Here is a 24374-nt window from a genome sequence, read left to right on the forward strand (position 1 = left end):
TTTGATGTCTATAGTGGAGTGAAGACATGCGCCGTGTCGTGGTGACTGGTCTCGGCCTCGTAACGCCGCTTGGCGGCGACGTTGAAACGACCTGGAAGAATATCCTTGCGAGCAAAAGCGGCGCCGGGCCGATCACCCATTTCGACGCCAGCGACCAGAAATGCCGGATCGCCTGTGAGGTAAAGCCGACCGATCACGAATATGGCTTCGACCCGTCGAAGCGCGTCGATCACAAGGTCCAGCGTCAGGTCGACCCGTTCATCATCTACGGGATCGATGCGGCCGGTCAGGCGATCGAGGACGCGGGCCTCACCGACATGGACGAAACGACCCGCCTTCGCGCCGGGGTCTCCATCGGCTCGGGCATCGGCGGTCTTCCGGGGATCGAGAGCGAAAGCCTCGTCCTTCACGAGAAGGGGCCGGGCCGCGTCAGCCCGCACTTCGTTCATGGCCGCCTGATCAACCTCATCTCCGGACAGGTCTCGATCAAGTATGGCCTGATGGGCCCGAATCATGCGGTCGTAACGGCTTGCTCGACCGGTGCGCACTCGATCGGCGACGCCGCGCGGATGATCCGCGACGACGATGCCGACATCATGCTCGCCGGCGGCGCGGAGGCGACCATCTGCCCAATCGGAATCGCCGGTTTCGCGCAAGCTCGCGCACTGTCGACGGCGTTCAACGACCAGCCCGAGAAGGCGAGCCGTCCCTACGACAAGGATCGCGACGGTTTTGTCATGGGCGAGGGCTCCGGCGTCGTCGTGCTCGAGGAATATGAGCATGCGAAGCGCCGCGGCGCGAAGATCTACGCCGAGGTTGTCGGCTACGGACTTTCGGGCGACGCCTATCACGTGACCGCGCCGCACCCCGAAGGATCGGGTGGCTATCGGTCGATGGAAATGGCGCTGAAGAAGTCGGGCCTGCAGCCGTCCGATATCGACTATATCAACGCGCACGGCACTTCGACGCCGCTCGGCGACGAATTGGAGCTCGGGGCTGTCCGCCGACTGTTCGGCAATGCCATCGGCACCGTCTCGATGAGCTCGACCAAGTCGGCCATCGGCCACCTTCTCGGCGGCGCCGGTGCGGTGGAGAGCATCTTCTGCATCCTCGCGCTTCGCGACCAGATCGTCCCGCCGACGCTCAACCTCGACAATCCTAGTGAGGGCACCGCCGGCGTCGACCTCGTTCCACACAAGGCGAAGGAACGCTCCGTCCGCGCCGTCCTCAACAACAGCTTCGGCTTCGGCGGCACGAACGCCTCGCTGATCATGAAGGCCGTCTAATGCGCACTCTCTGGCGCCGCCTGGCGCTGGGGATTGCTATCGCGGTGGGCATCCCCGTCGCGATACTGCTTTACGGCTGGTACGGCCCGGGACCTAGCGCGCGGGTTTCAGACTTCACCGTGGAGGAAGGATCGAGCGTCGCGGCGGTCGCCGGTCAGCTCGAAAAGGCGAAACTTATATCTTCCGCACGGCGCTTCAAAGTCGGTGCCCGGCTGTTCGGTGGCGCCGATCCGGTTCAGGCCGGCGAATTCGAGATTCCGAAGGGCGCCAGCGCTGCGAGCATTCTCGACTTGCTCCAACACGGCAAGCCCTTGCTGCGGCTGATCACCGTCACGGAGGGAATGCCGTCGATCATCGTCCAGGAGAAACTGGCGGCAAACCCATTCCTGACCGGCCCCACACCGACGATCGCTGAAGGTTCGGTTCTGCCCGACAGCTACAGCTATGAGCGCGATGAAAGCCGAGCGGCGGTCGTCGCTCGGATGCAAGTGGCAATGACGAAGACTCTCGACCAGCTGCTCAGGAAGCCCGCGAACTGCCCCGTCGCGTCACGGCAGGAGGTCGTCATCTTGGCCTCGATCGTCGAGAAGGAAACCGGGAAGGCGTCCGAGCGCCGGATGGTGGCGGGCGTTTACTGCAATCGCCTGCGCATCGGCATGAAGCTCGATGCCGACCCGACCGTCATCTACCCGATTACCAAGGGCAAGCCGCTCGGCCGAAGGATCAAAAAGTCGGAGCTAATGGCCATTACCGGCTACAATACGTATCGCGAGCCCGGCCTACCGATGGGACCCATCGCCAATCCGGGTAAGGAAAGCATCGCCGCGGTCCTGAATCCGGAGCAGACGAAGGCGCTCTACTTCGTCGCGGACGGCACCGGGGGACATGTGTTCGCTGACACGCTACAGCAGCATCAGGCCAATGTTCAGCGTTGGTATGCGATCCGCCGCCAGCGCGGCGAGATGTAGCTAGCCGCTCAGCGCTTCCGAGCGGACGTAGCCGACCCTGCGATCCCGCCCCGCATAGCCCCATGCCCAGCCGAGCGTGTCGTCGAGCATGCTGAACGGGTCGTCGACCTCCAACTCCGCGAGCTCCTCCGCTTCATCGGACGCTGCAATGCGTAGCGGTGAATTGGCGATAACGATCTTGTCGATCGGCTCCGCATAGTGCGACGCGATGACCTGACCGGCGAGCGCGACGTCGGCGAGGTCTGGGCGATAGGCGTGGGAGGCTGGATCGGGCGGGCTCGAACGGCCGCTGAGGGCGAACCCGCTAACGGTGCGCGTAGGCCGGCTGCTGTCCGATGACCGGCCGGTGCGAGGCGAGCCGGTCGCTCTCGCGGAGGTTTCGTTTGAACCCTTCAAGAAAGTTCGCCCCGTTGCTGGTGCGGACGACGAACACGTTTCTTCGATCGTCCTGATCACGTTCGCGGCGCAGATAACCGAGGGTACCCAAGGTGTTCAAGGCGCGGGTGACGACGGGCTTGGACACGCCAAGCACCTTGGCGAGGCCGCGGACCGTATGGGGCCCGGGCGTCAGATAGACCATCATCAGGAGGGCCATTTGCCGGTTGGTGAGGTCCGGCTCGCCAGATCGGACATAGGCGATAAGCGCCCGCATCCAACCAGCTAGCGATTCGTCGCCCATTTCGGCTCTCTCTCCCGTCCATCCCGTGATGGGCAAGTAAACAGGTGAGTTGCCGAAATGTTGCAGGTGCGGTCCGGTTTTAGGACCGGAAGACCGCAAAAAGGGCTGTTACCGTTGGGTCGGTAGCGGTCGGTAACGTTCTTCTAGGACGGCGAAAAATGCCCTTAGCCCAAGGGCTTCGCCTCCCTTGGGGCGCCCCGGCTTGGCCTTGTCCCGCCACGCATAGGTATCGAGATGGGCCCAAGGGGTCTCTTTGGGCACGAAGCGCTTGAGGAACATTGTGGCGACGACCGCCCCGGCCATCGGCGATCCGGCCGCATTGGCCAGGTCCGCGACATCGCTCTTCAGCATCTCCTCGTAAGCGTCCCAGATGGGCATCCGCCATGTAGGATCCGCAATTTCTTTGCCCGAGCGAGCCAGCTGGTCCGCCAGCTCGTCATTGTTGGAGAAAAGGGCAGGGAGGTCCGGGCCCAGCGCAACCCGCGCCGCGCCCGTAAGCGTTGCAAAGTCCACGATCAGCTCGGGCTCGCTCTCGCCTGCCTTGGTCAACGCATCGGCGAGGACCAGCCGGCCCTCTGCATCCGTATTATCGATCTCGACGTGAAGCCCTTGGCGGGACTTCACGATGTCTCCCGGCCGCAGGGCATTGCCGGACACGGCATTCTCGACAGCCGGAATCAGGAGATGGAGCCGGACAGGAAGCCGCTCTCCCGCAACGAGCCTTGCGAGCGCGAGGGCGTGGGCTGCTCCGCCCATGTCCTTCTTCATAAGCCGCATTCCGCTGGCCGGCTTGAGATCGAGGCCGCCGCTGTCGAAACAGACGCCCTTGCCGATCACGGCCACGCGCGGGTGATCCGGGCGTCCCCATTCCAGCTCGATCAGGCGCGGCGCACGCTCCGCCGTCGCCGCGCGCCCGACCGCAGCGATAAGGGGATAGCCTTCGTCGAGGTCCTTGCCGGAGGTGACTCGAATCTCGGCGCCGATCAGTTCGGCGACCTGTCTCACGGCCTTTTCAAGTTCGGCCGGGCCGAGGTCGCCAGCCGGCGTGTCCACCAGATCGCGAACCAGCGATACCGCTTCCGCCTGCCGGACGGTCGGGTCGACCCTTGCCGGTTCGCCCGTCACCAGGATGCGTGGGCCGCGTTCCGGCTCGTCGTTTTTAGAGCGGTAGGCTTCGAGGCGGTGCTGCGCGAGCAACCAGCCGAGCGCTGCCTGGCCGGGCTCTCCCGATGCAAGCTTGTAGGTCCCCTCGGGCAGGCTTTCGCCGAGTTTCGCCAGACACCAGGGTGACAGCGACTCGGTGTCCGCGACCGCGCTCACGACTTCCAGCTCGTCCGCCTTTCGCGGGAGGATGACGAAAGCGAAACCCGTCTTCCCGTCGAACCGGTGGGCCTTGAGGAGCGCGAGATCCTCGGCCGGGCGGGTCTTCGCCCAATCCTCGAAGCTGTTCTTGTCGACGAGATGAATCGGATGCGCCTTCTGGCCGCGGTCCGCCACGAGCAGGGAATTGAAGTCGGTCATGGGTCCGACGCCTTAGCGGGATGCACGAACAGGCGAAATGCCCGACTGCCAAGCCAAACGGCCAAGCATGTTAACCTCTTCTTAGCCATGACGGGCCAGCTTCGCCCGAATGTCTTTGCGCGCCCAACTCGATACCGAACCCGACAAGGGCGAACGTAGGTCGGCCAGCCGCCGCAAGCTTCGCCTGGAGGTGGAAGGAGTCAGCGCCTCGACCTCGCAGACTCAGGTCGTGATCCACGATCTCTCGGAAGAGGGCCTGCTCGTCGAAAGCCCGATCGACCTGGTTGCAGGCGAGCTTCTCGAGGTGGTCATTCCCGAAGCGGGAACGGCACAGGCTGAAGTTGCGTGGAGCAGCGGACGCTTCTTCGGGTGCAAATTCACCCAATCCGTTTCGACGGCGGCCGTCAGCGCGGCGCTCTTGCGAAGCCCGTCCGAGAACCAGAAGGCCCCTAATGCCGAGGTCGTCGAAAAGGCGCTGATCGAGCTCGAAGCCTTGTCGTTCGCGATCCGGCGGGTGACGAAGGCCGTCGACCAGGCGATCGATCGTCTCAACCAGAAAAAGGACTAAGCCGGCACTCCGAACAAATCGTGCTCGTCGCTGTCCTCGACCTTTACGCTGACGATGTCGCCGGGCGACAGGTGGCCAGCGTCACGCAAGTGAACTTCCCCATCGATCTCCGGCGCATCGGCCTTCGAGCGGCCTGTCGCGCCGATGCCATGATGATGTTGAGGATGGGGAGCATCGAAATGACCCCTGTCCGCGCCTTCCTCCGGCGGAGGAACTTCATCCACCCGATCAATCAGCACCTCGATCGTCTTGCCGACCTTGGCGGCCAGCTTCTCGGCGCTGATGCGAGCGGAAATCTCCATCACGCGGTCGTAGCGCTCCTGCTTCACTTCCTCCGGCACGGGGTCGGGGAGGGTGTTCGCCGCAGCACCTGATACCGGCTCGAACTTGAATGCGCCGACGCGGTCGAGCTGCGCTTCTTCGAGCCAGGTGAGCAGGTACTGGAAATCCTCTTCCGTCTCGCCGGGGAAGCCGACGACGAAGGACGAGCGAACCGCCATGTCGGGCACTATCAAGCGCCAGCTCCTCAGCCGTTCGAGCACCTTCGCTTCATTCGCAGGCCGCTTCATCGAGCGAAGCACCTTCGGGCTCGCGTGCTGGAATGGGATGTCGAGGTAGGGGAGGACCAGTCCCTCAGCCATTAGCGGGATGACCTGGTCGACGTGCGGATAGGGATAGACGTAGTGCAGCCGCACCCACGCGCCGAGCTTGCCAAGCTCACGCGACAGGTCGGTCATGTGAGCGCGGACTTCCTCGCCTTTCCACATGCGCGGCTGGTGGCGGATGTCGACGCCATAGGCCGACGTGTCCTGGCTGATGACGAGCAGCTCCTTCGTGCCCGCCTCGATCAGCTTTTCCGCCTCGCGGAGGATCGCGTCGGGGCGACGGCTGACGAGGTCGCCGCGGATGCTCGGGATGATGCAGAAGCTGCAGCGGTGATTGCAGCCCTCTGAAATCTTCAAGTAGCTGTAGTGGCGCGGTGTCAGCTTCAGCCCCGCTTCCGGGACTAGGTCTAGATAGGGCGAAGGGGCAGGGGGCGCTGCTTCATGAACCGCCGAAACCACTTCCTCGTACTGCTGCGGCCCGGTGATCGCGAGCACATCCGGGAAGCGCTTGCGGATGACATCCGCCTCATTGCCCATGCAACCCGTGACGACGACGCGGCCGTTCTCGGCGATGGCCTCACCGATCGCTTCCAAACTCTCTTCCTTTGCGGAATCGAGGAAGCCGCAGGTGTTCACGAGCACGACGTCCGCGCCCGCATAATCGGGCGACATCTGGTATCCGTCAGCGCGTAGCTTGGTGATGATCCGCTCGCTGTCGACCAAAGCCTTGGGACAGCCAAGCGACACCAGGCCCACGCGCGGGGGTCGAGGCAGAGTTGTCGTTTCCATCGGGAAGGGAGCGCCCTTAGTGAAAAAGTGCGGCTGAATCGAGGCTTAAGATGATTTTACCTCGACGGCGATGATGTGCAGGTCCGAAGACCCGACGTTTTCCACATAGTGCGGAGGCAAGGGCTCGATCCATAGAGCCTCTCCGGCGGCAGGCGCCGGCTTGCCGCGGCTGTCGGCAAGAATGTTGCCCTGATCGTCTCGCCGGATGAAATCGCTCCAGCTCAACACGTACAGCGCGGCCGGCCACTCATGCGCGTGGACGGGCGTACGATCGTCGGCAGCCAGGCGTGTGTCCAGGATCCTGACTTTTTCGTTTTCGTAGAGGACGTCGTGGTGATCCGGCGCGGACTGCATTGCGTCGAGAGGATGCACTGCCATGCAGCGAGAATGTCCTACGACACGTTTCTCGGCAATCTAGGCAGCGACGCGCAGACCCGTCAGCTCGGCCGTCGGCATCAAACGCGCAAACTCGAAGCCCAAAGTCGCCACGTGCGCACGCTGGACATCTTCAGCCGCGATCGTGCCGCCGTGGCCGTCCGGCAGGTCGAAGCAATCGCTGGCATCGGGCACCAGGATCATGTCCCAGCCCATGTTCGCGCCCGTTCGAACGGTGGTCGACACGCACATGTCGGTCGAAATCCCGAACGTGACGACATGCTTCGCGCCAAGCCGCTTCAGCCTGAGGTCGAGGTCGGTTCCGATGAAGGCAGAGTTCACGCTCTTGGTGACCAGCTGCTCGCCTTTTTGCGGTTCGAACCCGGGGCGGAAGGCATTTCCGGGAGCGCCAGGAGCGAGCGACGAGCCCGGCTGAACGGAATCATGCCGCACGTGGATGATCGGCCGTCCGGCGGCGCGCCACGCGGCGAGTAGGGCCAGTCCATTCTCATCCACCTTGTTGTTCCAGCGGCGCGGCCATGACGGACCGTCGAAAGCCTGCTGCATGTCGATGGGGAGGAGGACGGCGCGGTCGAGATCGAGTTTCATAGCGCTTCAATACGCTCGCGGCTGTGGCGATGCTCACAAAAACGACTGACCGTCCCATAAGTGGAGCCGTCGAACCGCTCGCTGGCAATGGGCGGAACTGCCGTCTAAGACGCGCCCGCTCAGCCCCTCCCCAGGAGTGAAGAATGCGCATTGCGATGATTGGCACCGGCTATGTTGGGCTCGTATCCGGCGCCTGCCTTGCCGATTTTGGCCACGAAGTGACCTGCATCGACAAGGATTCGAAGAAGATCGAGGCGCTGAAGAATGGCATCATGCCGATATGGGAGCCGGGCCTCGAGTCCCTGGTGAAGGCCAATGTCGAGCGCGGGCGGCTCAACTTTACGACCGATCTTGCTGAAGGCGTCCAAGGAGCCGAGGCGGTCTTCATCGCTGTCGGAACTCCGGCGCGCCGCGGCGACGGCCACGCCGACCTGACTTACGTTTTCGAGGCGGTCCGGGAGCTTGCCAAAGTCCTGAAGGGTCCGGTCGTCGTCGTCACCAAGTCGACCGTTCCGGTTGGCACCGGCGACCGCATTACCGAGCTCCTGGCCGAGGAAGGCGCGCCCGCCGGCACGACGGTTGCGTCGAACCCCGAGTTCCTGCGCGAAGGAGCCGCGATCCGCGACTTCAAGATTCCGGACCGCATTGTCGTCGGTGCAGAGGACGAGAGGGCCCGCGAAGTGCTCCGCGAAATCTATCGTCCGTTGTTCCTGAACCAGGCGCCTTTGCTGTTCACCGGCCGCCGTACTTCCGAGCTGATCAAATATGCGGCGAACGCCTTCCTCGCGATGAAGATCAGCTTCATCAACGAGATGGCCAATCTCTGCGAAGCGGTGGATGCAGACGTGCACGATGTCGCGCGCGGCATTGGCCTCGACAACCGCATCGGACCAAAGTTCCTGCACCCCGGGCCTGGCTACGGTGGAAGCTGCTTTCCCAAGGATACGCTGGCGCTGCTACAGACGGCGGCAGATGCGGGTGTCGAGCAGCGCATTGTGAAGACGGTCGTCGAGGTGAATGACGATCGCAAGGCGAGCATGGCCGACCGGGTTGCCAAGGCCCTCGGTGGCAGCGCCAAGGGCAAGCGCATCGCCATCCTCGGGCTGGCATTCAAGCAGAACACCGACGACATGAGGGATGCGCCCTCGATCCCGCTGGTGACCAAACTCCTCGAAATGGGCGCAAGTATTTCAGCTTATGATCCGGTTGCTGCCGGAAATGCCCGCAAACTTTTGCCGGGCGCAGAATTCGCGAAGGACGCCTACGGGGCAGCGAAGGATGCCGATGCCCTCGTTGTCGTGACCGAGTGGGACGAGTTCCGCGGCCTTGATCTGGATCGCTTCGCCAAATCGATGCGGGGCAAGCTCATCGTGGATCTGCGCAACGTCTACAACCGTGCCGACGCGGAAGAAGCGGGCCTCTCTTACATTGGGCTCGGCCGCGGCCGGATCGATTAGTCGCGCGTCCTTGGCGCGATCTCATCCAGATGCACGAGCAAGTCGGCAGGGTCGTCGTAGACCCTGATGGCGCCCGACCGCTCCAGCTCGTCGCGGCCGTAGCCGCCTGACAGCAGTCCGATGCCAAGCGCCCCGCAACGGGCAGCGGCAATCATGTCCCAGATGCTGTCTCCGATAACGTATGAGCCGGTGGTCGTCGTCCCGAGCCGCCTTGCGGCTTCGACGAAAAGGTCGGGGTCCGGCTTGGCGTATTTTACCTGGTCGCGGGTGACGACGACCGCCTTGTCGGGGTCCACGCCGACGCTTTCGAGGTTGGACCGCGCGGTCTCCATCCGCCCGCTGGTCGCGATGGCCCACGGCAGTTCGAGGCGCGTCAGCTCCTTCAGAAGCTTCACCGCGCCGGGAAGCGGGGCGACATCCTCGGACAACTCGACGAACTTCTCCGCGTGGCGCTTGCGCAGGCGATCGATCGTTTCCTTGTCGATCTCCCGGCCGACCTCACGGAGGAGCTGGTGCGTGAACAGACCGCCGCTCATCCCGATTTTCCTGTGGATTCGCCAGACGGACAGCTCGATGCCTTCCTCGCGCAGTGCCAAATGCCAGGCGCGGACATGGTTGTAGACGCTGTCGACGAGCGTCCCGTCGAGGTCGAAGAGGAAGGCCGTGTTCATCGCTGTCCTACCGGGGGAGCGGTTTCCTTCATGATCAGGAAGATGGGCAAAACACACAGACTCACGAGGGCGATCATTGCTCCCGGCGCCATCTCCCAGCCTGTCCGCTCGACCAGCAATTGTGCGGCATAGGGCGTCAGGCCGCCGAAAATCGCGGTCGCCATCGTCGCGCCGAGAGCAAGGCCGGTAACTCGGGCCTCGCCGGGGAATTGCTCGGCGGTGGCCACCGCGCCAACAGCGCTGACGCCTCCGGCGAGCGAGGCGAGCACCAGGGCACCTGCCAGGGCCTGAAGATGGGACCCACTCGCCATCAGCGCGAACATGGTCGCGGGAAGAAGAGCGCTTCCAACTGCGAGCGAGATGAGAACCGGTTTTCGGCCGATGCGGTCGGACAGGATCCCGACGAGCGGCGTGACGAGAATCACCATCACAGCCGCGATCGTAGACAGCCAAAGCGACACTTTTTCGCTGAGCGCGCCCGCTGAAGTCATGAAGGCCGGCACATAGGTGATGCCGACGTAATAAGTGATTGACCCGAGCGCCGAGATTGCGAAGGCGCGGCCGATCGCTCCGCGATGATTGCCGAAGCTGTGGCGCAGGGGGCTTTCGGGGATGGTCCGCTCCCTGACCTGCCGATGGAACTCCGGTGACTCCTCCATGGTCGATCGGGCGATCCACACGGTTCCTGCGAGCGCCGCGCCCACGAAGAAGGGAATCCGCCAGCCCCAACTCGCGAGGTCCGCTTCGCTCATCGACGCGACGGTTAGCGCCGATACGCCGACGGCAAGCAACGCGCCGACCTCGCTTGCCGCCGAGGCGGAGGAGGCTATGAGGCCCCGCCGGTGCGGTGCAGCGCCTTCCAGCAGATAGGCGACGACGCCGGTATATTCTCCGCCGACCGAGAACCCCATCACGCAGCGGAGGAGGATCAGGAGCAACCCCGCGGCAGGACCGATCTGGGCGTAAGTTGGAAGTAAAGCGGTCGCGAGCATGGCCGCCGTCATGAGCGTGACCGACAGCAGGAGCATGTGCCGCCGGCCCCGGCGGTCGCCGATATGGCCGAAGAAGACCGCGCCGAGCGGCCGCATCAGATAGGCGATCGCGAACCCGCCTAGCGCGACCAGCAGCGATGCCTCGCCCGGCCCGAAAAAGACGCGCGCCAAAACGGTCGCGAAATAGAGGTAGAGCGTAAAATCATACCATTCGACGATTGTCGAAAAGGCGGCGATCGCGAGCGAGCCGCGAGAAACAGGTCGATGGCCGGTAGCATCGATCGATGGCACAAATTCACTCCGTTACCGGATGGAAACTAACTCAATTTAAACCACAATCTTCTAGGCTTCAGCGCGACTGGAGTAATGAGTGGCGAGCATTAGAAACCTGTTGAGGACGGGGAGCAGCTCTTCGCATGAAGAGTCGCGTCCGTCGAACTCACGGGCAGAAGGGCTGATCCAGGAATTCGAAAGTAGCGAGAAAGGCTGGTTCTGGGAGACCGGCCGCGAGGGTACTCTGTCCTACATCAGCGACAGCGTTGCCACTGCTCTCGGCCGGGAGCCCGCCGAGCTGATCGATCGGCCTTTCACAGATCTGATCTCGACGGAAACCGCGGACGGAAGCGCGACCTCCGAAAGGAGCCTCGGCTTCTACCTCCTGTCACACGTGGCGTTCCAGGACCTCATCGTCCGGGCGAAAACGAAGAATGAGATTTGGTGGTCGATTTCCGGCCGACCCGTCCACGACGAGGTCGGACGCTTCTTCGGCTACCGCGGCTTTGCATCCGACCTGACCAAGGTTCGGCAATCGGAAGTCGAGCTCGATCGGCTCGCCCGGCAGGATTCGCTGACTGGACTCGCGAACCGTGAAGCGCTGCGCCGGGCGCTGGACGATGCGCTGGTCGGAGCGGCCCGCCGCAAGCACCGTTGCTCCGTCTTCCTGCTCGACCTCGACCGGTTCAAGGCGGTGAACGATACGCTGGGCCATCCTGCGGGCGACACCCTGCTCCGGCTTGTGTCGCTCCGGCTTCGCGACGTCATCGGCAAGTTTGGGCAGGTCGGCCGACTCGGCGGCGACGAGTTCGAGGTGGTGCTTCCATCCACGTCGTCCAAGGAAGACCTGTCGCGGCTCGCCCAGGGGATCATCGACAGCCTCTCGCGCCCGTATACGATCAACGGGACCGCGGTTTCGATCGGCGCGTCGGTCGGGATCGTCACATCCGACTATGACGACCGCACGTCCGACGATTTGATGCGCGACGCCGACCTTGCACTGTACGCAGCCAAGGCCGCGGGCAAGGGATGTTTCCGCTTCTTCGCGCCGGAGATGCACGAAACGGCCCGCGAGCGGCAGCGGATGGAATCCGACCTGCGCGTCGCACTCGAGAAAGGCCAACTGAGGGTCGTCTTCCAGCCCAGCGTCGATGCATCGAGCGAGAAGGTGACCGGGTTCGAGGCCCTGATCCGCTGGGACCACCCCGAGCATGGAGCGGTTAGTCCGGCGCTGTTCATCCCGCTTGCTGAGGAAATCGGGCTCATCAACGAGATCGGCGAATGGGTGCTTCGGACCGCCTGCGCTGAGGCTACGAACTGGCCGCCACAGGTTTCGGTCGCGGTGAACATGTCCCCCGTCCAATTCAAGCTGCCGTCGCTTCCCTCGACTGTGCGGGCGGTGCTCAACGAGACCGGGTTGGCCGCGAAACGGCTGGAGCTCGAGATCACCGAAGGCGTGTTCCTAAGCAACGACGAGCACGTCCATGAGATGATCCACAATCTGAAGAAGATCGGCGTGAAGCTCGCGCTGGACGACTTCGGCACGGGCTATTCGTCGCTCAGCTATTTGCTTCGGGTTCCGTTCGACAAGATCAAGATCGACCAGTCCTTCGTTCGCGGTGCCTCGGGCCCCGAAAGCCGGAACGCGGCGCTGATCAAAGCGATGGTGGGCCTCGCGGCCGACCTGCAAATGGAGACGACGGCCGAAGGCGTCGAGACGCAGGAAGAGTTGATGCTGATCCGCAATCTCGGCTGCTCGCTCATCCAGGGCTATTATTTCGGCAAGCCGATGCCGGCTGAAGAGGCTGCGGAGCTTGCGGCGAAAGGCGCTGCTACCCGACCGGATGCCCATCTGATCCAGCGCGAACCGCGCATCCGCATCATTCGCGCGGCATTGCTTCACTATCATGGTCGAGTGAAGGGCGCGCGACTGCGAAACATCTCCAGCGGAGGCGCCCTGGTCGAGTGCCGCGACGAGGTCGAGGTCGGTACGGACATCGGGCTCGATTTCGGCGCCGGCGGCGTAATCGCCGGAAAGATCGTGTGGGCGAAGGGTACGCAGTTCGGTGTGCAGTTCGCCGAAAAGTTCGACCTCAAGCTTCTCCAGGTCGCCGCGGCTCCCTTGCCGAAAGGCGCGAAGGTCATGCGACCGAACTATCTCAGCGGCGACTCCTCGCAAGCAGGCTGATTGTCAGCCGCTTGTTAAACCGCAGTCCTGCCGTAAACTCGTAAGGCCGACGTTGCGCGGGGGGATGCGGTGCCCGGGTCAGATGCGGACATTTTCGTATCCTATAAGGCCGAGGACCGCGCTCGGCTGGCGCCGCTCGTCAAATCACTTGAAAGCGAAGGTCTGAGCGTCTGGTGGGACGCCGACATCGGCGGTGGTAGCAGCTGGCGGCAGGAAATCCAGGAGCAGCTGGAAGCCGCGAAGTGCGTCATCGTTGCGTGGAGCAGGCGGTCGGTCGGCCCGGAAGGCGAATTCGTCCGCGACGAAGCGGAGCGGGCGAGGCGGCGGGGCACCTATCTCCCCGTCTGTATCGACGACGTCGCCCCGCCGCTCGGGTTCGGTGAAGTCCAGGCCATTAAGATCAAGGGCTGGAAAGGCGACCCGGCCGACCGGCGGTACCAAGCAGTGCTTGCGGCTACGCGCGGGATTATTGCCGGTGAGCGGCCTCGAGGGCCAGCGTCTACGCACCGGCCGGTTGTCGGCAGGCGCGCTCTCGTGGTTGGCGGCGCAGCGGCGACCCTAGCGTTAGCATCCGGAACCTGGTTCGTGTTTGGCAGGCGAAGCGCCGGCGAATCCAACAGCATTGCCGTGCTCCCGTTTGCCAATCTCAGCGGCGATCCGGACCAAGCCTATTTTTCGGACGGCATTGCGGAAGAGCTTCGCAGCGCCCTGTCCCGCATTCCCGGGCTCAAGGTGATCGCACGCACCTCTTCGGAGCTGGTTCGCGATGTCGACGCTAGGGCCGCTGCGAGCACGCTGGGAGTGGGGGACATTGTCACTGGAAGCGTGAGACGGTCGTCCGAGATGATCCGTATCACCGCTCAGCTCGTCGACGGGGGAGACGGCAGCGAACGCTGGTCGCAGGTCTATGACAGGCCGATCGGGGACACGCTCCGGATCCAGACCGAAATCGCCAATCAGGTCGCGCAAGCGCTTAGTCTGACGCTCGCGGAGGACGGTGTCGGTGAACTTTCCGTCGGTGGAAGCGCCAACCAGAAGGCGCACGACCTGTTCCTCCAGGCTGAGGCGGTCCTCCAATCCAGCCCCAATGTGGGAACGTTCCGCCGGGCAATCACACTCTATGACGCCGCTATCCAAAACGATCCGAACTACGCAAAGGCCTACGCCCGAAAGGCCGTGGTGCTCACGGAGCTTACCGGCTCCGAATCAAATTTTGCCGACTGGGATAAGGGATTCGCCGACGCCGAGGCGTTCGCGAGGCGGGCAATCCAGCTCGCTCCGAACCTTACGAACGGGCATTCGGCGTTGGCCTTCGTACGCTGGTATCGCCTCGATTTTCGAGGAGCGCTGGCGGAATTCCGAAGAGCCAATTCTCTCCCCGGCGCTGATGGGGAGTCCTTGGCGAATTATGTGTTCTTCCTCGGGGCTCTCGGATTTAGCGCGGAAGCGCGAGACCTCGCCGACAGGTTCATCGCTCTCGATCCGCTCAATCCGCGAGCTCATGGCACCAAGGCGCGGATGCTGTTCTACGCTCATCGCTACAACGATGCCCTCAAAGCGGCGCAGATTGCTTTGAAGTTGGTTCCCGATCGAGAGCCGACCATCTCCGTCATGGGCGACTCGCTTTTGCTTCTCGGCAGGCTCGACGAGGCCGAGGCGGCCTATTCCCGATTGCCGCCCGACGATCTCTACGGACTGGCCAGCAGGGCAATCGCCGCGGAGCGGGGTGGCGATCATGCGGCCTCGACGATGCTCTTGGAAAAAGCGAGGCGGCTCTACGGCTTGTCGGCGATCTATCAGATCGCGGAAGTTCATGCGCAGCGCGGAGAAATGTCAGAGGCTTTCGCGGCTCTCGACGAGGCGCTGCGTGTACGAGATCCCGGGCTGACGGGCTTGCGCAAGGACCCGTTCATGGACCCGATCCGCAACGATCCGCGATATGCGTCTTTGATCGCGAAATTGAACTTTCCGTAGTCGCGCAGGTCGGCGACCGTCATTGGGCGTGAGGGCCGATCTTTCCGGTCAGGGTCCTAGCCTTCTCAAGGTGCTCGGAAACGGTCGGGATTAGCCCTGCGGCGAACTCCTTGAGCGCGGGATTGTCGCCTGACGCCGCGTAATTCTTAAGCTTGGTCAGGGTCTGGTCGTGGCCGTGCGCCAGCGCCGCCAGATAGGCCGCGTCGAAGATATAGCCCTTCTTCGATTTCATGTCCTCGAGGGTGGCCTGCTGGGCGGTGCTCAGCTGATCGTCGATGACGATGCCGGACGGGTCCTTCGCGACAATGGCTTTCAGCTTGGCAGTCGAGGCGGTGTGAGCCGCGATCAGCTGCTTGGCGAAATCCATCACCTGCGCCGAAGCTGCCGAGCTGGGGACGAGCTTCGACGTCTCGATTTCGAACCGGTCGCTGGCGGCGACTGTGTTGACGAAACCCTGGGCGCCGGACGCGGCGACGGGAGCGCTGTCGTTGGCGGAAGCGACTTCATTTGCCGCCGTTGCGTCGTTCGCTTCGGCTGTGGTCGCTGTCTCGCTCTGACCGCAGGCGGCAAGCGCAAAAGGCAAAGCGCCTGCCAAAACGAGTGCTCCGAAACGCATTCCAATCTCCATCCTTTTTGTGCCGGCAAAACGTGCAGCAGTGCCGCCCGTTCCTGTCATCACAAGGAGGTATGCAACTGCAATTGCAGCCAAGAAGAACACGCCAATTAAAATACGCTTGGCAATTATGAATTTCTTCGCTGACGCTAGCTGTATTAGCTAAGCATCAATCTCCTCTTCATCCACCGCGCTCGCTCGCGACTGGATGAACTTGAAGCGTTCCGCCGGGTCCTTGCCCATCAGGCGTTCGACCAGGTCCTTGACCGGCTGCCGATCCTCATAGGCTGACGGGAGCGTCACCTTCAGCATGGACCGCGTCTTCGGGTCCATGGTGGTTTCCTTGAGCTGGTTCGGGTTCATCTCGCCGAGGCCCTTGAAGCGGCTGACCTCGACCTTCTTGCCCTTGAACTCGGTCGCTTCGAGCTCGGCGCGGTGGGCGTCGTCGCGGGCGTAAAGCGTCTTCGCTCCGGCGGTCAGGCGGTAGAGCGGCGGCTGGGCGAGAAAGAGGTGGCCGCGGCGGACCAGCTCCGGCATTTCCTGGAAGAAGAAGGTCATCAGCAAGGTCGCGATGTGGGCGCCGTCTACGTCCGCGTCGGTCATGATGATGATCTTTTCGTAGCGCAGCGAATCCTCGTCGAACTTGTCGCGGTTGCCGCAGCCCAGAGCGAGGTTGAGGTCGGCGATTTCCGTATTGGCGCGGATCTTGTCGGCGGTAGCGCTGGCGACGTTGAGGATCTTGCCGCGGATGGGGAGGATCGCCTGCGTCTTGCGGTCGCGCGCCTGCTTAGCCGAGCCGCCGGCGCTGTCGCCTTCGACGATAAACAATTCGGTGCCTTCGGGATCGTCGGACGAGCAGTCGGTGAGCTTGCCGGGGAGGCGGAGCTTGCGGGCGCTGGTCGCGGTCTTGCGTTTGACCTCGCGCTCTGCGCGGCGGCGGAGGCGCTCCTCCATCCGCTCGAGGATCGAGCCGAGAAGAGCGCGGCCGCGGTCCATATTGTCGGCGAGGTAATGGTCGAAATGGTCGCGGACCGCATTCTCGACGAAACGCGCGGCCTCGAGGCTGGTGAGGCGGTCCTTGGTCTGGCTCTGGAAGTGCGGGTTGCGGATGAACACCGACAGCATCAGCTCGACGCCGTTGAAGACGTCGTCGGCTGTAATCTCCTTCGCCTTCTTGTTGCCGACCAGCTCTCCGAAGGCGCGCAGGCCCTTAGTCAAAGCGGCGCGAAGGCCCGCTTCGTGCGTGCCGCCGTCGGGCGTGGGGATGGTGTTGCAGTAATAGCTTTCGGAGCCGTCCGAATAGAGCGGCCAGGCGACCGCCCATTCGGCGCTGCCCTGCGACGCGCCGTCGGCTGCGGGGAAGTCCTGCTTGCCGACGAAGGGCTGGTTGGTGACGGCGGGGCGGTCGCCGATCTGCTGCGCGAGACTGTCGGCGAGGCCGCCGGGGAACTGGAAGGTAGCGCTTTCGGGGACGTCGGCGGAGGCGAGCGACGGGTCGCAGCGCCAGCGGATCTCGACGCCCGCGAAGAGATAGGCCTTGGAGCGGACGAGGCGGAGGAGGCGGCCGGGGTCGAAGTTGGACTCGGCGCCGAAGATCTCCGGGTCGGGGGTGAAGGTGACGGTGGTGCCGCGCCTGTTGGGGGCAGCGCCGACCTCTGCGAGCGGGGAGGTGGCGACGCCCCTGGAGAAGGCCTGGCGGTAGAGTTTCTTGTCTCGGGCAACCTCGATGATCGTCTCGGTCGAGAGCGCGTTGACGACGCTGACGCCGACGCCGTGGAGGCCGCCGGAGGTGCTGTACGCCTTGCCCTCGAACTTACCGCCCGAGTGGAGGGTGGTCATGATGACCTCGAGCGCGGACTTGCCCGGATACTTCGGGTGCGGGTCGACGGGAATGCCGCGGCCGTTGTCGAAGACGGTCAGGCGGTTGCCCGGCTCGAGCGTGACCTCGATGCGGCTGGCGTGACCGGCGACCGCCTCGTCCATCGCATTGTCGATGACCTCGGCGGCGAGGTGGTGGAGCGCCCGGGCGTCGGTGCCGCCGATGTACATGCCGGGGCGGCGGCGGACGGGCTCCAGGCCCTCAAGGACCTCGATCGAGGAAGCGTCGTAGCTTTCAGGTGAGGGCGCAGCGGCGGGGGAAGCGAACAGGTCTGCCATGATGTGGGAACAGCTATAGGGCGCGGATTCAAGCCGTGCCAAGCTTGCGACTAGGTGTTTTCCACAGGCTTGAAATTGGAAAGGGCGTTTCCAAATCCACTGTGCCGGGCGCCACACGGGTCCGGTGACGGGGCCGAGGCCTCATGCCCAAGCCCCGCCTTGTTGCTCAAATTGGAGGACAAGACATGCGTAGTGCTTTCGACTTTGCGCCGTTCCGGCGTTCCACCGTCGGCTTCGACCGGCTGTTTGACATGCTCGAGAACAGCAGCGCCAGCCAGACCCAGGAGAACTATCCCCCGTTCGACCTGATCAAGCTTGGCGACAACGAGTATCGCATCGAGCTGGCCGTCGCTGGCTTCAAGCCCGAAGAGATCGACATCACTGCCCAGCAGAACGTGCTGCTCGTCAGCGGCAAGAAGAGCGAGGAGTCGGAGAACCGCGGCCAGGACTATGTGTATCGCGGGATTGCGACGCGCTCGTTCGAGCGGCGTTTCGCGCTCGCCGACCATATCCAGGTGCGCGGTGCGGACCTGAAGGACGGCCTGCTAGCAATCGAGCTGGTGCGTGAGATCCCCGAGGCGATGAAGCCGCGGAAGATCGACATCGGCGGTGCCGAGGGCAAGCAGTCTGCAATCGAGGGCGGTGAGAAGCCTGCTTCGAAGCAGACAGTGGATGCCGAGGCTGAGCACGCGTAAGGCATTGGCTTAGCGAAAAGAAAAGGCCCCGGAGCGTGATCGCGCTCCGGGGCCTTCCTTTTTGCGTCGGCGGGGGGGTGTCGAGGGGAGAGCCGACGCGGGGAGTTACCAGATCCGGGTCTCGGCGATCTCCATCTCGCCGACCACGGTAATCAACGCTTCGACCAGATCGTCGGCGGTGCAGTTCGCCCGGCGATCACCGCCGAATGAGACGCCCAGCACGCGCTCGCCCTGCCAATCACCGAGACCGACGGATTTCCACCCGCGCGATTTGAGCCGGGCGTGGATCTCCTTGGTCCTGGCGCCGAAGGTAACGGTGACGATGTCCGGCATCAGGTCGTGAAGCATCGTTGTTCCGCCGATCCCGGCGCAGGTCTCCGCGAACCGGCTCGCGGCCGAGGAATGCGGCAGCGACGGCGAAGTGCGCGGGCGCGGTGAAATACGATGCCGCTCGTGGCGTCGGTTGGGCCGATCGAGGAACTGGCGGTTCGTGCGTTCGATGAGTGCGTGGAGCATGGAGTTTCCCGGGCGCGAGCGCTCAGCCTTTCTTTGCTGTGACTTTGAGGAAGGTGGCGGGCACTTCCGTGCTGTCGCCGCCGCGGTTCTGGGACTCGAACAGGGCCATGAGCTCGGCCTCCAGCTGATCGGCTCGGCCAGCCTTCGAGGCCGCTTCGAAGGCGTTCATGGTCGGACCGTAATAGTCGCGGAAGGTCGCCAGCAGCTCGCGCGGCGGTCCCGGCAGACGGAAGAGCCATGTCACCCGCTCGAAACCGACGTTCTCCGGCTTGATTCCTGCGGTCTCAAAGCGCTCGCGGACCTGGTTTTCGTCGCCCCAGGTCATCGGCGAAACGAAGCCCTCGGGCGGGGGTGGAGTGTAGGCGGCGCTGATCTTCAGGATCTGAGCGACGAGCGTCGGGTCGCCGGGGATCCAGTTGCCCATGACGATGCGGCCGCCGGGCTTGGTGACGCGGACCATCTCCTTGGCCACGTCGAACGGCCGAGGGGCGAACATCGCACCGAAGATGCTGACGACCAGGTCGTACTTGTCGGAATCGATGCCCTCGAGGTTCGACGCATCGCCTTCGCGGAAGTGAAGGTTGGTGAGGCCGGCCGAGGCAGCGCGCTTATTGCCTGCAGCAACGAGGTTGGCCGCAATGTCGACGCCGGTGACGGTTGCGCCGAGCTTCGCGGCCGGAAGGGCGGTCGTTCCGTCGCCGCAGCCGAGGTCCAGCACGTTCATGCTCGGCGTGATGCCGAGCGTGCTCACGAGCTCCTCGCCGCTCTGCCGCATCGTGTCGGCGATGCGGGTGAAGTCGCCCTTTTCCCAAAGGGCCTTGTTCGGATTGATCTTATCGATAACCAGGTCTGACATTCTCACACCCCTTATTGAGTGGCGCCGCGCCCGGAGACGCGGCGCCGTATCGTGCGTCAGCCGACGCTGAGCGTTCCGTTCAATTTGATCGGACGGCTCATGTTGAAGTAGTTGGGCGACGTCTTCATGACCGTCTGGTGGATCTCCTCGAAATCCGCGGCCGATCCGTCACCCTTGATGACGACTTCGTAGTCGACGTGCTCGTAGCCCGGGGGCACCGCGTCGCTGAGGCCGAGGAAGCCGCGCAGGTCGAGTTGACCCTTGGTGCGGATCTCGAGCGATTCCAGCGTGATTCCCTTGAGCGACGCACCGGCGACGTAACCAACGGTGATGCAGGCATTGAACGCCGCCATCAGCAGTTCCTGCGGGTTCGGGGCGGTGTCGGCGCCGAGCAGCTCGTACGGCTCGTCGGCAACGATCTTGTGGCTGCGCTCGACGCGCTCGCCGCCGATGTCGAAGCCGGTCACGGTCGTCTCGCTGCGCGTCTGGCCTTTCCAGCGGGTGACGACGTCAAAGCCGACGATGCCCTTTGACGAGTCCTTCTCGATCGCTTCGACGACTTCGCCGAGGGCTTCGAGGTCGAGCCCGTTCACGGGCGCATTCTTTACGGTGTCCAACATTCACATTCTCCTTTGGGTTCATCGGGTTCAGGCGAAGACGGGAGCGGCTTCCGCCATGCGGGCCGCGGCGTTCGCCGAGATGTTCAGAAGCGTCGCCTTGAAGCGCTCGTGGACCATGCCGGAACCGATGTAGGTCCAGCGTGCGGCCTGGTGCTGCTGCTCCTCAATCTCCGCGCGGTCCTCGAGCTTGCGGCCGATCACCTTCTCGAGCGCGTCTAGATTGTAGGCGGCCTGGGCTTTCAGTCCGTTGTCGAGGAACCCCCCGATCTCGAAGAACTCGTCGATTGCGGCGTCGATCTCCTCCTCGGTACGGCCTTCCGCAAGAGCGTCGACGATCAGGGTGTCGAGCTTCGCGTGCTGGGCTTCTTCGACCCAGTGATTCTTCATCAGGCTCTTGAACAGCGGGTCGATGTCGCCATCGTCCTTGATGCTGCCCAGGTAGTGCTGCTGGGTCATCCACTCGATCATCAGAATGACGAGACCGACCGCGAGCGGGTCGTGGCGGAGCACTTCCGCGCCGATCGCCTCGGACGGACCGATCATTTCGCATTCGACCGGGAAGCCCCGTGCGAACGCCGCATGATAGCGCTTGAACAGGTGGATGTGCTTCGCTTCCTCGCTCGCGAAGTTGAGGATCGCGCGGACGCGCCAGTCGTCGTTGAGCAAGTGCGGACGAGCATGATCGAGCAGGAACGGAAGGATGAATTCCTCGACCACCCCGAAGATCGTCAGATACTGGTGGGCCGAGATCTGGTTCAGGACCTTTTGCTCGAAAGCATTCAGGCTGCTGATCGCGCCGGTGCGAGCCAGGCTCTCCGGCATGAAGTTACGGCTGAAATCCAGCTCCTGGTCTTCCCGAAGGACGTCGTCGAGCTGCCACTGGGCCCTAAGCGACGATGAGAGCGTCGCTTCATAGTTGAAGTCGTGATACATGATATTCCCCTTGGTTTGACTTAAGCGTGTACAATCGCGGGCATCACCGCAGTCGCAACTGCAGAGACCCCGGAAACAACGGCGAAGAAGAGCACCACTGCTCTTCGCGCACGTATATCCCTTTCAATACTTGGCATTTCAGATCCCCTTGATTTTTCTAGGTACAAGAAGCCACGTCTTCGGAAGCAATGCTTTCCGAACCAACTGGACGGGCTTTCAACTCGATGATGCGGTCTCTACACTTGCGACTCGTTTGCAAACATGACCGGCTTGCCGGATAACTTGACTGAAACGCCGCATACGTATGCGCCGCGGAGCTATCGATGGACGTTCTGGACGATATCCTGAGCTCGCTTCGCCTCAGAGGGGGCGTGGTCGTCGACGGGGAGTTCAGTGGAGACTTTTGCGTCGCCGCCGAGTTCACCCCCGGGCATTTCGAGCCCTTCTTCCCGGTGCCCGACAAGCTCATCAGCTATCACTATGTTCGCTCGGGCAAGCTGATCGTCGAAGTCGAGGGCATGGCTCCGGTGACACTTGAAGCGGGCTCCGTCGCCATCATTCCGCGAAATGAACCTCATAGGTTGGCGAGCAGGGCCGGCCTTCCCCCGACGGACGCGAACGAAATTAGCAAGATTACGGCCGATGGGGTCCACCGGGTCTCGACCGGGACCGACGGTGCGAAGGCCGAAGTGTGGTGCGGCTTCCTCGAGGCCGCGAACAGCAGCGACCATCCCCTTCTCGATGCTCTTCCACCGCTCCTGACCCTAAAGATCGTTGGGGGGGAGGCCGAATGGCTCGACACGTCGATGCGCTTCCTGGCCGAGCAGAAACCATCTTCGGAAGTCGTGGCGAAACTTGCCGAGCTATTCCTGACGCAGGCCGTCCGGGAATATGTCGATCACCTGCCGTTCGGCGCGAGCGGCTGGCTTCGCGGACTGACGGACCCGGCAGTGACCAAGGCGCTGTCGATTATCCACAGCCGCTACGCCGAGGACCTTGATGTCGAAAGCCTCGCGCGCGAGGCGGGCGTTTCGCGAACCGTCCTGGGCGAGAAGTTCGCCGAGCTGATCGGCGAGCCTCCAATGCGTTACTGCGCGCGGTGGCGGATGCGCATGGCCGCGAACATGCTTCGGGACGGCAAGCAGAACGCATCGAACGTGGCCTATTCAGTCGGCTTCAATTCGGAAGCCGCGTTCACCCGTGCCTTCAAGCGCGAATACGGAGTGCCTCCAGCGACCTGGCGCCGCCAGTTTGAGGAAGACGCGAAGTCGCGCGGCGAGGCCCAGCGCATTGGCCTTCCGAAGCAGCTCGTCCGTCATGCGATGGCCAAAGATGGCACCCGCCTGGCCTATTCGGTGATGGGCGAGGGGCCGCCGCTGGTGAAAGCGGCCAACTGGCTCAATCACCTCGAGCATGATTGGAAGAGCCCGGTCTGGAAGCACTGGCTCCACGAGTTCACGCGCGGCCATACTTTGATCCGCTACGATGAGCGCGCGAACGGCCTGTCCGACTGGGATACGCCGGAAATCTCTTTTGACGCCTTCGTCGACGACCTCGAATGCGTGGTCGAGACGACCGGCCTCGAAAGCTTCGACCTGCTTGCCATCAGCCAGGGCGCCGCCGTGGCGATCGCCTATGCGGTCCGCCATCCGGAGAAGGTGCGCCGGCTGCTGATTCTCGGCGGCTATTCGGCAGGGTGGGCGGCGCGCGGTGATCCCGGGGAGATCGCCCGGCGCGAGGCGCTACTCAAGCTGACGGAGGTCGGCTGGGGCTCGGACCACCCGACCTACCGTCAGGTCTTCACGAGCCTCTACATTCCGGAAGGTACGCCGGAGCAGATCAAGTGGTGGAACGAGATGCAGCGGGTCAGCTGCTCGCCGGAGAATGCTGTGAAGCTGCAGCGTGCGCTGTCGCTGATCGACGTCCGCGACCTATTGCCGAAAGTCACGGTCCCGACCCTGATCTTCCATTCGCGGGACGACCAGGTCGTGCCGTTCACCGCAGGCGAATATTTGGCCCAGCACATCCCGGGCGCGACCTTCATCCCGATCGACGGCGAGAATCACCTCCTTCTGGAGAAGGAGCCAGGGTGGCACGAGTTCGTGAAGCACGCTCGGCAGTTCCTGAAGTCCGAGGGCGAGGGGAGCGATGCCGTGATCGCGGAGGCGAAGACGGCGGAGCAGAATGAGGTCTGCACTTCCTCGGATGGCGCGAAGATCGCATGGTCCAGCGTGGGCGATGGCTTCCCCATGGCCATGCCCGCGGTCTGGTTTCATCAGGTTGAGAAGGACTTTGCTGCTCCGACCTGGAGCCACTGGATGGAAGAGGCGTTGCGCGGGCGGCGCCTGATCCGGTCGGATATGCGCGGCGTCGGCCTGTCGGACCCGGATCCGCAGCGCTGGGACTTCGAGTCGCTACTTGAGGACTTCATCGCCGTCGTGGACGACGCGGAGTTGGAGACGTTCGACATCTTCGGGATGTCCCATGGCGTTCTCGTCGCGATCGCATTCGCAGCGCGCTTTCCGGAGCGGGTCCGGAGGATGGTCCTGGTCGGGGGCTATGCCGAAGGCTTCGGAGTACGGGCTGATCCCGAGGAGATCCAGCGGCGTGAGACCCTGCTCAATCTCGGTCGCGGCTATGCGCCGAGCGACCGGGTTTCGTTCGCTCGTATGCTCGGCGCGCTCTACTGGCCCGACGCGAGCAACGAGATGATGGACTGGTTCGTGGACCGCCTCGGAACGATCAGCGTGCTGAGCGAGCAATTGCAGGACGTCTTCAGGACCATCGACCTGCGACCCCTACTGGCGAAGATCGAGGCGCCGACCTTGATCATGCACAGCCGCGGGGACCGGATCATCCCGCCAAGCTGCTCCGAGACGCTGGCAGCGCAGATCCGGAAATCGGAGCTGGTGATGATCGATTCCGAAAACCACATCCCTCTCGAGCACGACAAGGGATGGCCGGCAGCACGCGCGGCGCTTCGAACTTTCCTGAAAGCTCAAGAGCGCGCCCTCGCGGACGCGCGCTAG

Annotated in this window: 22 protein-coding genes; 8 read left to right on the top strand and 14 right to left on the bottom strand. The window is 63.4% G+C overall.

Annotation, left to right across the window (positions count from 1 at the left end; genetic code table 11):
* Window positions 1-26: 26 nt before the first annotated feature.
* A complete protein-coding gene (gene fabF, locus ACMC5O_RS03270) occupies window positions 27-1286 on the top strand; it encodes a beta-ketoacyl-ACP synthase II (protein ID WP_187707731.1) in 1260 nt (419 codons plus the stop codon).
* The gene (gene mltG, locus ACMC5O_RS03275) at window positions 1286-2254 is read left to right on the top strand and encodes an endolytic transglycosylase MltG (protein ID WP_187707730.1); all 969 of its coding nucleotides are present in this window, start codon (window positions 1286-1288) and stop codon (window positions 2252-2254) included. The genes fabF and mltG overlap by 1 nt, the downstream gene beginning before the upstream one ends.
* On the opposite strand, the gene ACMC5O_RS03280 is transcribed toward mltG, so the two are convergent.
* The 3 genes from ACMC5O_RS03280 to ACMC5O_RS03290 all read right to left on the bottom strand — a co-directional run bounded on the left by ACMC5O_RS03280 (window position 2255) and on the right by ACMC5O_RS03290 (window position 4454).
* On the bottom strand, window positions 2255-2650 hold the full coding sequence (locus tag ACMC5O_RS03280; RefSeq protein WP_187707729.1) for a hypothetical protein: 396 nt from the start codon (window positions 2648-2650) through the stop codon (window positions 2255-2257).
* Window positions 2559-2906: a MarR family winged helix-turn-helix transcriptional regulator gene (locus ACMC5O_RS03285; protein WP_187709919.1), complete on the bottom strand. Its 348-nt coding sequence runs from the start codon at window positions 2904-2906 to the stop codon at window positions 2559-2561. Before ACMC5O_RS03285 ends, ACMC5O_RS03280 begins: the two co-directional genes overlap by 92 nt.
* A gap of 135 nt (window positions 2907-3041) precedes the next feature.
* Window positions 3042-4454, bottom strand: a complete 1413-nt coding sequence (locus tag ACMC5O_RS03290; RefSeq protein ID WP_426693252.1) for a leucyl aminopeptidase family protein — start codon at window positions 4452-4454, stop codon at window positions 3042-3044.
* 109 nt (window positions 4455-4563) lie between these two features.
* On the opposite strand from ACMC5O_RS03290, the gene ACMC5O_RS03295 reads away from it, so the two are divergent.
* Window positions 4564-5022, top strand: coding sequence for a PilZ domain-containing protein (locus ACMC5O_RS03295; RefSeq protein ID WP_187707728.1), 459 nt, complete (start codon window positions 4564-4566; stop codon window positions 5020-5022).
* Here ACMC5O_RS03295 and rimO read toward each other — a convergent pair.
* Genes rimO through ACMC5O_RS03310 form a run of 3 tightly spaced genes read right to left on the bottom strand, consistent with a single transcriptional unit; the run spans window position 5019 to window position 7400 of the window.
* A complete protein-coding gene (gene rimO, locus ACMC5O_RS03300) occupies window positions 5019-6416 on the bottom strand; it encodes a 30S ribosomal protein S12 methylthiotransferase RimO (protein ID WP_426693253.1) in 1398 nt (465 codons plus the stop codon). The genes ACMC5O_RS03295 and rimO overlap by 4 nt on opposite strands.
* 45 nt (window positions 6417-6461) lie before the next feature.
* Window positions 6462-6794: a hypothetical protein gene (locus ACMC5O_RS03305; RefSeq protein WP_187707727.1), complete on the bottom strand. Its 333-nt coding sequence runs from the start codon at window positions 6792-6794 to the stop codon at window positions 6462-6464.
* Window positions 6795-6830: 36 nt separating this feature from the next.
* Window positions 6831-7400: an isochorismatase family protein gene (locus tag ACMC5O_RS03310; protein WP_187707726.1), complete on the bottom strand. Its 570-nt coding sequence runs from the start codon at window positions 7398-7400 to the stop codon at window positions 6831-6833.
* Window positions 7401-7543: 143 nt separating this feature from the next.
* Here ACMC5O_RS03310 and ACMC5O_RS03315 point away from each other — a divergent pair, with 143 nt between their 5' ends.
* Window positions 7544-8857 carry a UDP-glucose dehydrogenase family protein gene (locus ACMC5O_RS03315; RefSeq protein ID WP_187707725.1) on the top strand — a complete coding sequence of 438 codons (1314 nt, stop codon included), beginning with the start codon at window positions 7544-7546 and terminating at the stop codon, window positions 8855-8857.
* Here ACMC5O_RS03315 and ACMC5O_RS03320 read toward each other — a convergent pair.
* Both ACMC5O_RS03320 and ACMC5O_RS03325 read right to left on the bottom strand, forming a co-directional pair.
* A complete protein-coding gene (locus tag ACMC5O_RS03320; RefSeq protein ID WP_187707724.1) occupies window positions 8854-9528 on the bottom strand; it encodes an HAD family hydrolase in 675 nt (224 codons plus the stop codon). The two genes, ACMC5O_RS03315 and ACMC5O_RS03320, sit on opposite strands and share 4 nt — an antisense overlap.
* A complete protein-coding gene (locus tag ACMC5O_RS03325) occupies window positions 9525-10802 on the bottom strand; it encodes an MFS transporter (RefSeq protein ID WP_222949978.1) in 1278 nt (425 codons plus the stop codon). The genes ACMC5O_RS03320 and ACMC5O_RS03325 overlap by 4 nt, the downstream gene beginning before the upstream one ends.
* Before the next feature lie 88 nt (window positions 10803-10890).
* Here ACMC5O_RS03325 and ACMC5O_RS03330 point away from each other — a divergent pair, with 88 nt between their 5' ends.
* Window positions 10891-12981, top strand: a complete 2091-nt coding sequence (locus tag ACMC5O_RS03330) for an EAL domain-containing protein (RefSeq protein WP_426693254.1) — start codon at window positions 10891-10893, stop codon at window positions 12979-12981.
* A 69-nt stretch (window positions 12982-13050) separates the two neighbouring features.
* Window positions 13051-14955 carry a TIR domain-containing protein gene (locus ACMC5O_RS03335; RefSeq protein ID WP_187707719.1) on the top strand — a complete coding sequence of 635 codons (1905 nt, stop codon included), beginning with the start codon at window positions 13051-13053 and terminating at the stop codon, window positions 14953-14955.
* A gap of 19 nt (window positions 14956-14974) precedes the next feature.
* On the opposite strand, the gene ACMC5O_RS03340 is transcribed toward ACMC5O_RS03335, so the two are convergent.
* Together ACMC5O_RS03340 and parE are read right to left on the bottom strand one after the other, a co-directional pair.
* The gene (locus ACMC5O_RS03340) at window positions 14975-15571 is read right to left on the bottom strand and encodes a DUF4142 domain-containing protein (protein WP_187707718.1); all 597 of its coding nucleotides are present in this window, start codon (window positions 15569-15571) and stop codon (window positions 14975-14977) included.
* Between the two features lie 159 nt (window positions 15572-15730).
* Window positions 15731-17728 carry a DNA topoisomerase IV subunit B gene (gene parE / locus ACMC5O_RS03345; protein ID WP_426693509.1) on the bottom strand — a complete coding sequence of 666 codons (1998 nt, stop codon included), beginning with the start codon at window positions 17726-17728 and terminating at the stop codon, window positions 15731-15733.
* 182 nt (window positions 17729-17910) lie between these two features.
* Between parE and ACMC5O_RS03350 the strand changes: the two genes are divergently transcribed.
* Window positions 17911-18420: an Hsp20 family protein gene (locus tag ACMC5O_RS03350; RefSeq protein WP_187707717.1), complete on the top strand. Its 510-nt coding sequence runs from the start codon at window positions 17911-17913 to the stop codon at window positions 18418-18420.
* 105 nt (window positions 18421-18525) lie between these two features.
* Here ACMC5O_RS03350 and ACMC5O_RS03355 read toward each other — a convergent pair whose 3' ends face one another.
* Genes ACMC5O_RS03355 through ACMC5O_RS03370 form a run of 4 tightly spaced genes read right to left on the bottom strand, consistent with a single transcriptional unit; the run spans window position 18526 to window position 21345 of the window.
* Window positions 18526-18936 carry a hypothetical protein gene (locus ACMC5O_RS03355; RefSeq protein ID WP_222949791.1) on the bottom strand — a complete coding sequence of 137 codons (411 nt, stop codon included), beginning with the start codon at window positions 18934-18936 and terminating at the stop codon, window positions 18526-18528.
* Between the two features lie 22 nt (window positions 18937-18958).
* Entirely contained in the window at window positions 18959-19792 is an 834-nt protein-coding gene (locus tag ACMC5O_RS03360) for a class I SAM-dependent methyltransferase (RefSeq protein ID WP_246443986.1), read from the bottom strand.
* Window positions 19793-19848: 56 nt separating this feature from the next.
* Window positions 19849-20412 (bottom strand): OsmC family protein, encoded by a 564-nt coding sequence (locus ACMC5O_RS03365; protein ID WP_187707715.1) that lies wholly within the window; start codon window positions 20410-20412, stop codon window positions 19849-19851.
* 27 nt (window positions 20413-20439) lie between these two features.
* Window positions 20440-21345 (bottom strand): diiron oxygenase, encoded by a 906-nt coding sequence (locus ACMC5O_RS03370; protein ID WP_426693255.1) that lies wholly within the window; start codon window positions 21343-21345, stop codon window positions 20440-20442.
* Window positions 21346-21668: 323 nt separating this feature from the next.
* On the opposite strand from ACMC5O_RS03370, the gene ACMC5O_RS03375 reads away from it, so the two are divergent.
* Window positions 21669-24374 (top strand): alpha/beta fold hydrolase, encoded by a 2706-nt coding sequence (locus ACMC5O_RS03375; RefSeq protein WP_426693256.1) that lies wholly within the window; start codon window positions 21669-21671, stop codon window positions 24372-24374.

Source organism: Sphingomonas sediminicola, assembly GCF_049991885.1.
Classification (GTDB): Bacteria; Pseudomonadota; Alphaproteobacteria; order Sphingomonadales; family Sphingomonadaceae; genus Sphingomicrobium; species Sphingomicrobium sediminicola.

Coding starts and splice junctions, on each gene's coding strand:
- fabF (WP_187707731.1), top strand. CDS start 27: ATGCGCCGTGTCGTGGTGACTGGTCTCGGCCTCGTAACGCCGCTTGGC.
- mltG (WP_187707730.1), top strand. CDS start 1,286: ATGCGCACTCTCTGGCGCCGCCTGGCGCTGGGGATTGCTATCGCGGTG.
- ACMC5O_RS03285 (WP_187709919.1), bottom strand. CDS start 2,906: ATGCGGGCGCTTATCGCCTATGTCCGATCTGGCGAGCCGGACCTCACC.
- ACMC5O_RS03290 (WP_426693252.1), bottom strand. CDS start 4,454: ATGACCGACTTCAATTCCCTGCTCGTGGCGGACCGCGGCCAGAAGGCG.
- ACMC5O_RS03295 (WP_187707728.1), top strand. CDS start 4,564: ATGTCTTTGCGCGCCCAACTCGATACCGAACCCGACAAGGGCGAACGT.
- rimO (WP_426693253.1), bottom strand. CDS start 6,416: ATGGAAACGACAACTCTGCCTCGACCCCCGCGCGTGGGCCTGGTGTCG.
- ACMC5O_RS03305 (WP_187707727.1), bottom strand. CDS start 6,794: ATGGCAGTGCATCCTCTCGACGCAATGCAGTCCGCGCCGGATCACCAC.
- ACMC5O_RS03310 (WP_187707726.1), bottom strand. CDS start 7,400: ATGAAACTCGATCTCGACCGCGCCGTCCTCCTCCCCATCGACATGCAG.
- ACMC5O_RS03315 (WP_187707725.1), top strand. CDS start 7,544: ATGCGCATTGCGATGATTGGCACCGGCTATGTTGGGCTCGTATCCGGC.
- ACMC5O_RS03320 (WP_187707724.1), bottom strand. CDS start 9,528: ATGAACACGGCCTTCCTCTTCGACCTCGACGGGACGCTCGTCGACAGC.
- ACMC5O_RS03340 (WP_187707718.1), bottom strand. CDS start 15,571: ATGCGTTTCGGAGCACTCGTTTTGGCAGGCGCTTTGCCTTTTGCGCTT.
- ACMC5O_RS03350 (WP_187707717.1), top strand. CDS start 17,911: ATGCGTAGTGCTTTCGACTTTGCGCCGTTCCGGCGTTCCACCGTCGGC.
- ACMC5O_RS03355 (WP_222949791.1), bottom strand. CDS start 18,936: ATGCTCCACGCACTCATCGAACGCACGAACCGCCAGTTCCTCGATCGG.
- ACMC5O_RS03360 (WP_246443986.1), bottom strand. CDS start 19,792: ATGTCAGACCTGGTTATCGATAAGATCAATCCGAACAAGGCCCTTTGG.
- ACMC5O_RS03365 (WP_187707715.1), bottom strand. CDS start 20,412: ATGTTGGACACCGTAAAGAATGCGCCCGTGAACGGGCTCGACCTCGAA.
- ACMC5O_RS03370 (WP_426693255.1), bottom strand. CDS start 21,345: ATGTATCACGACTTCAACTATGAAGCGACGCTCTCATCGTCGCTTAGG.
- ACMC5O_RS03375 (WP_426693256.1), top strand. CDS start 21,669: ATGGACGTTCTGGACGATATCCTGAGCTCGCTTCGCCTCAGAGGGGGC.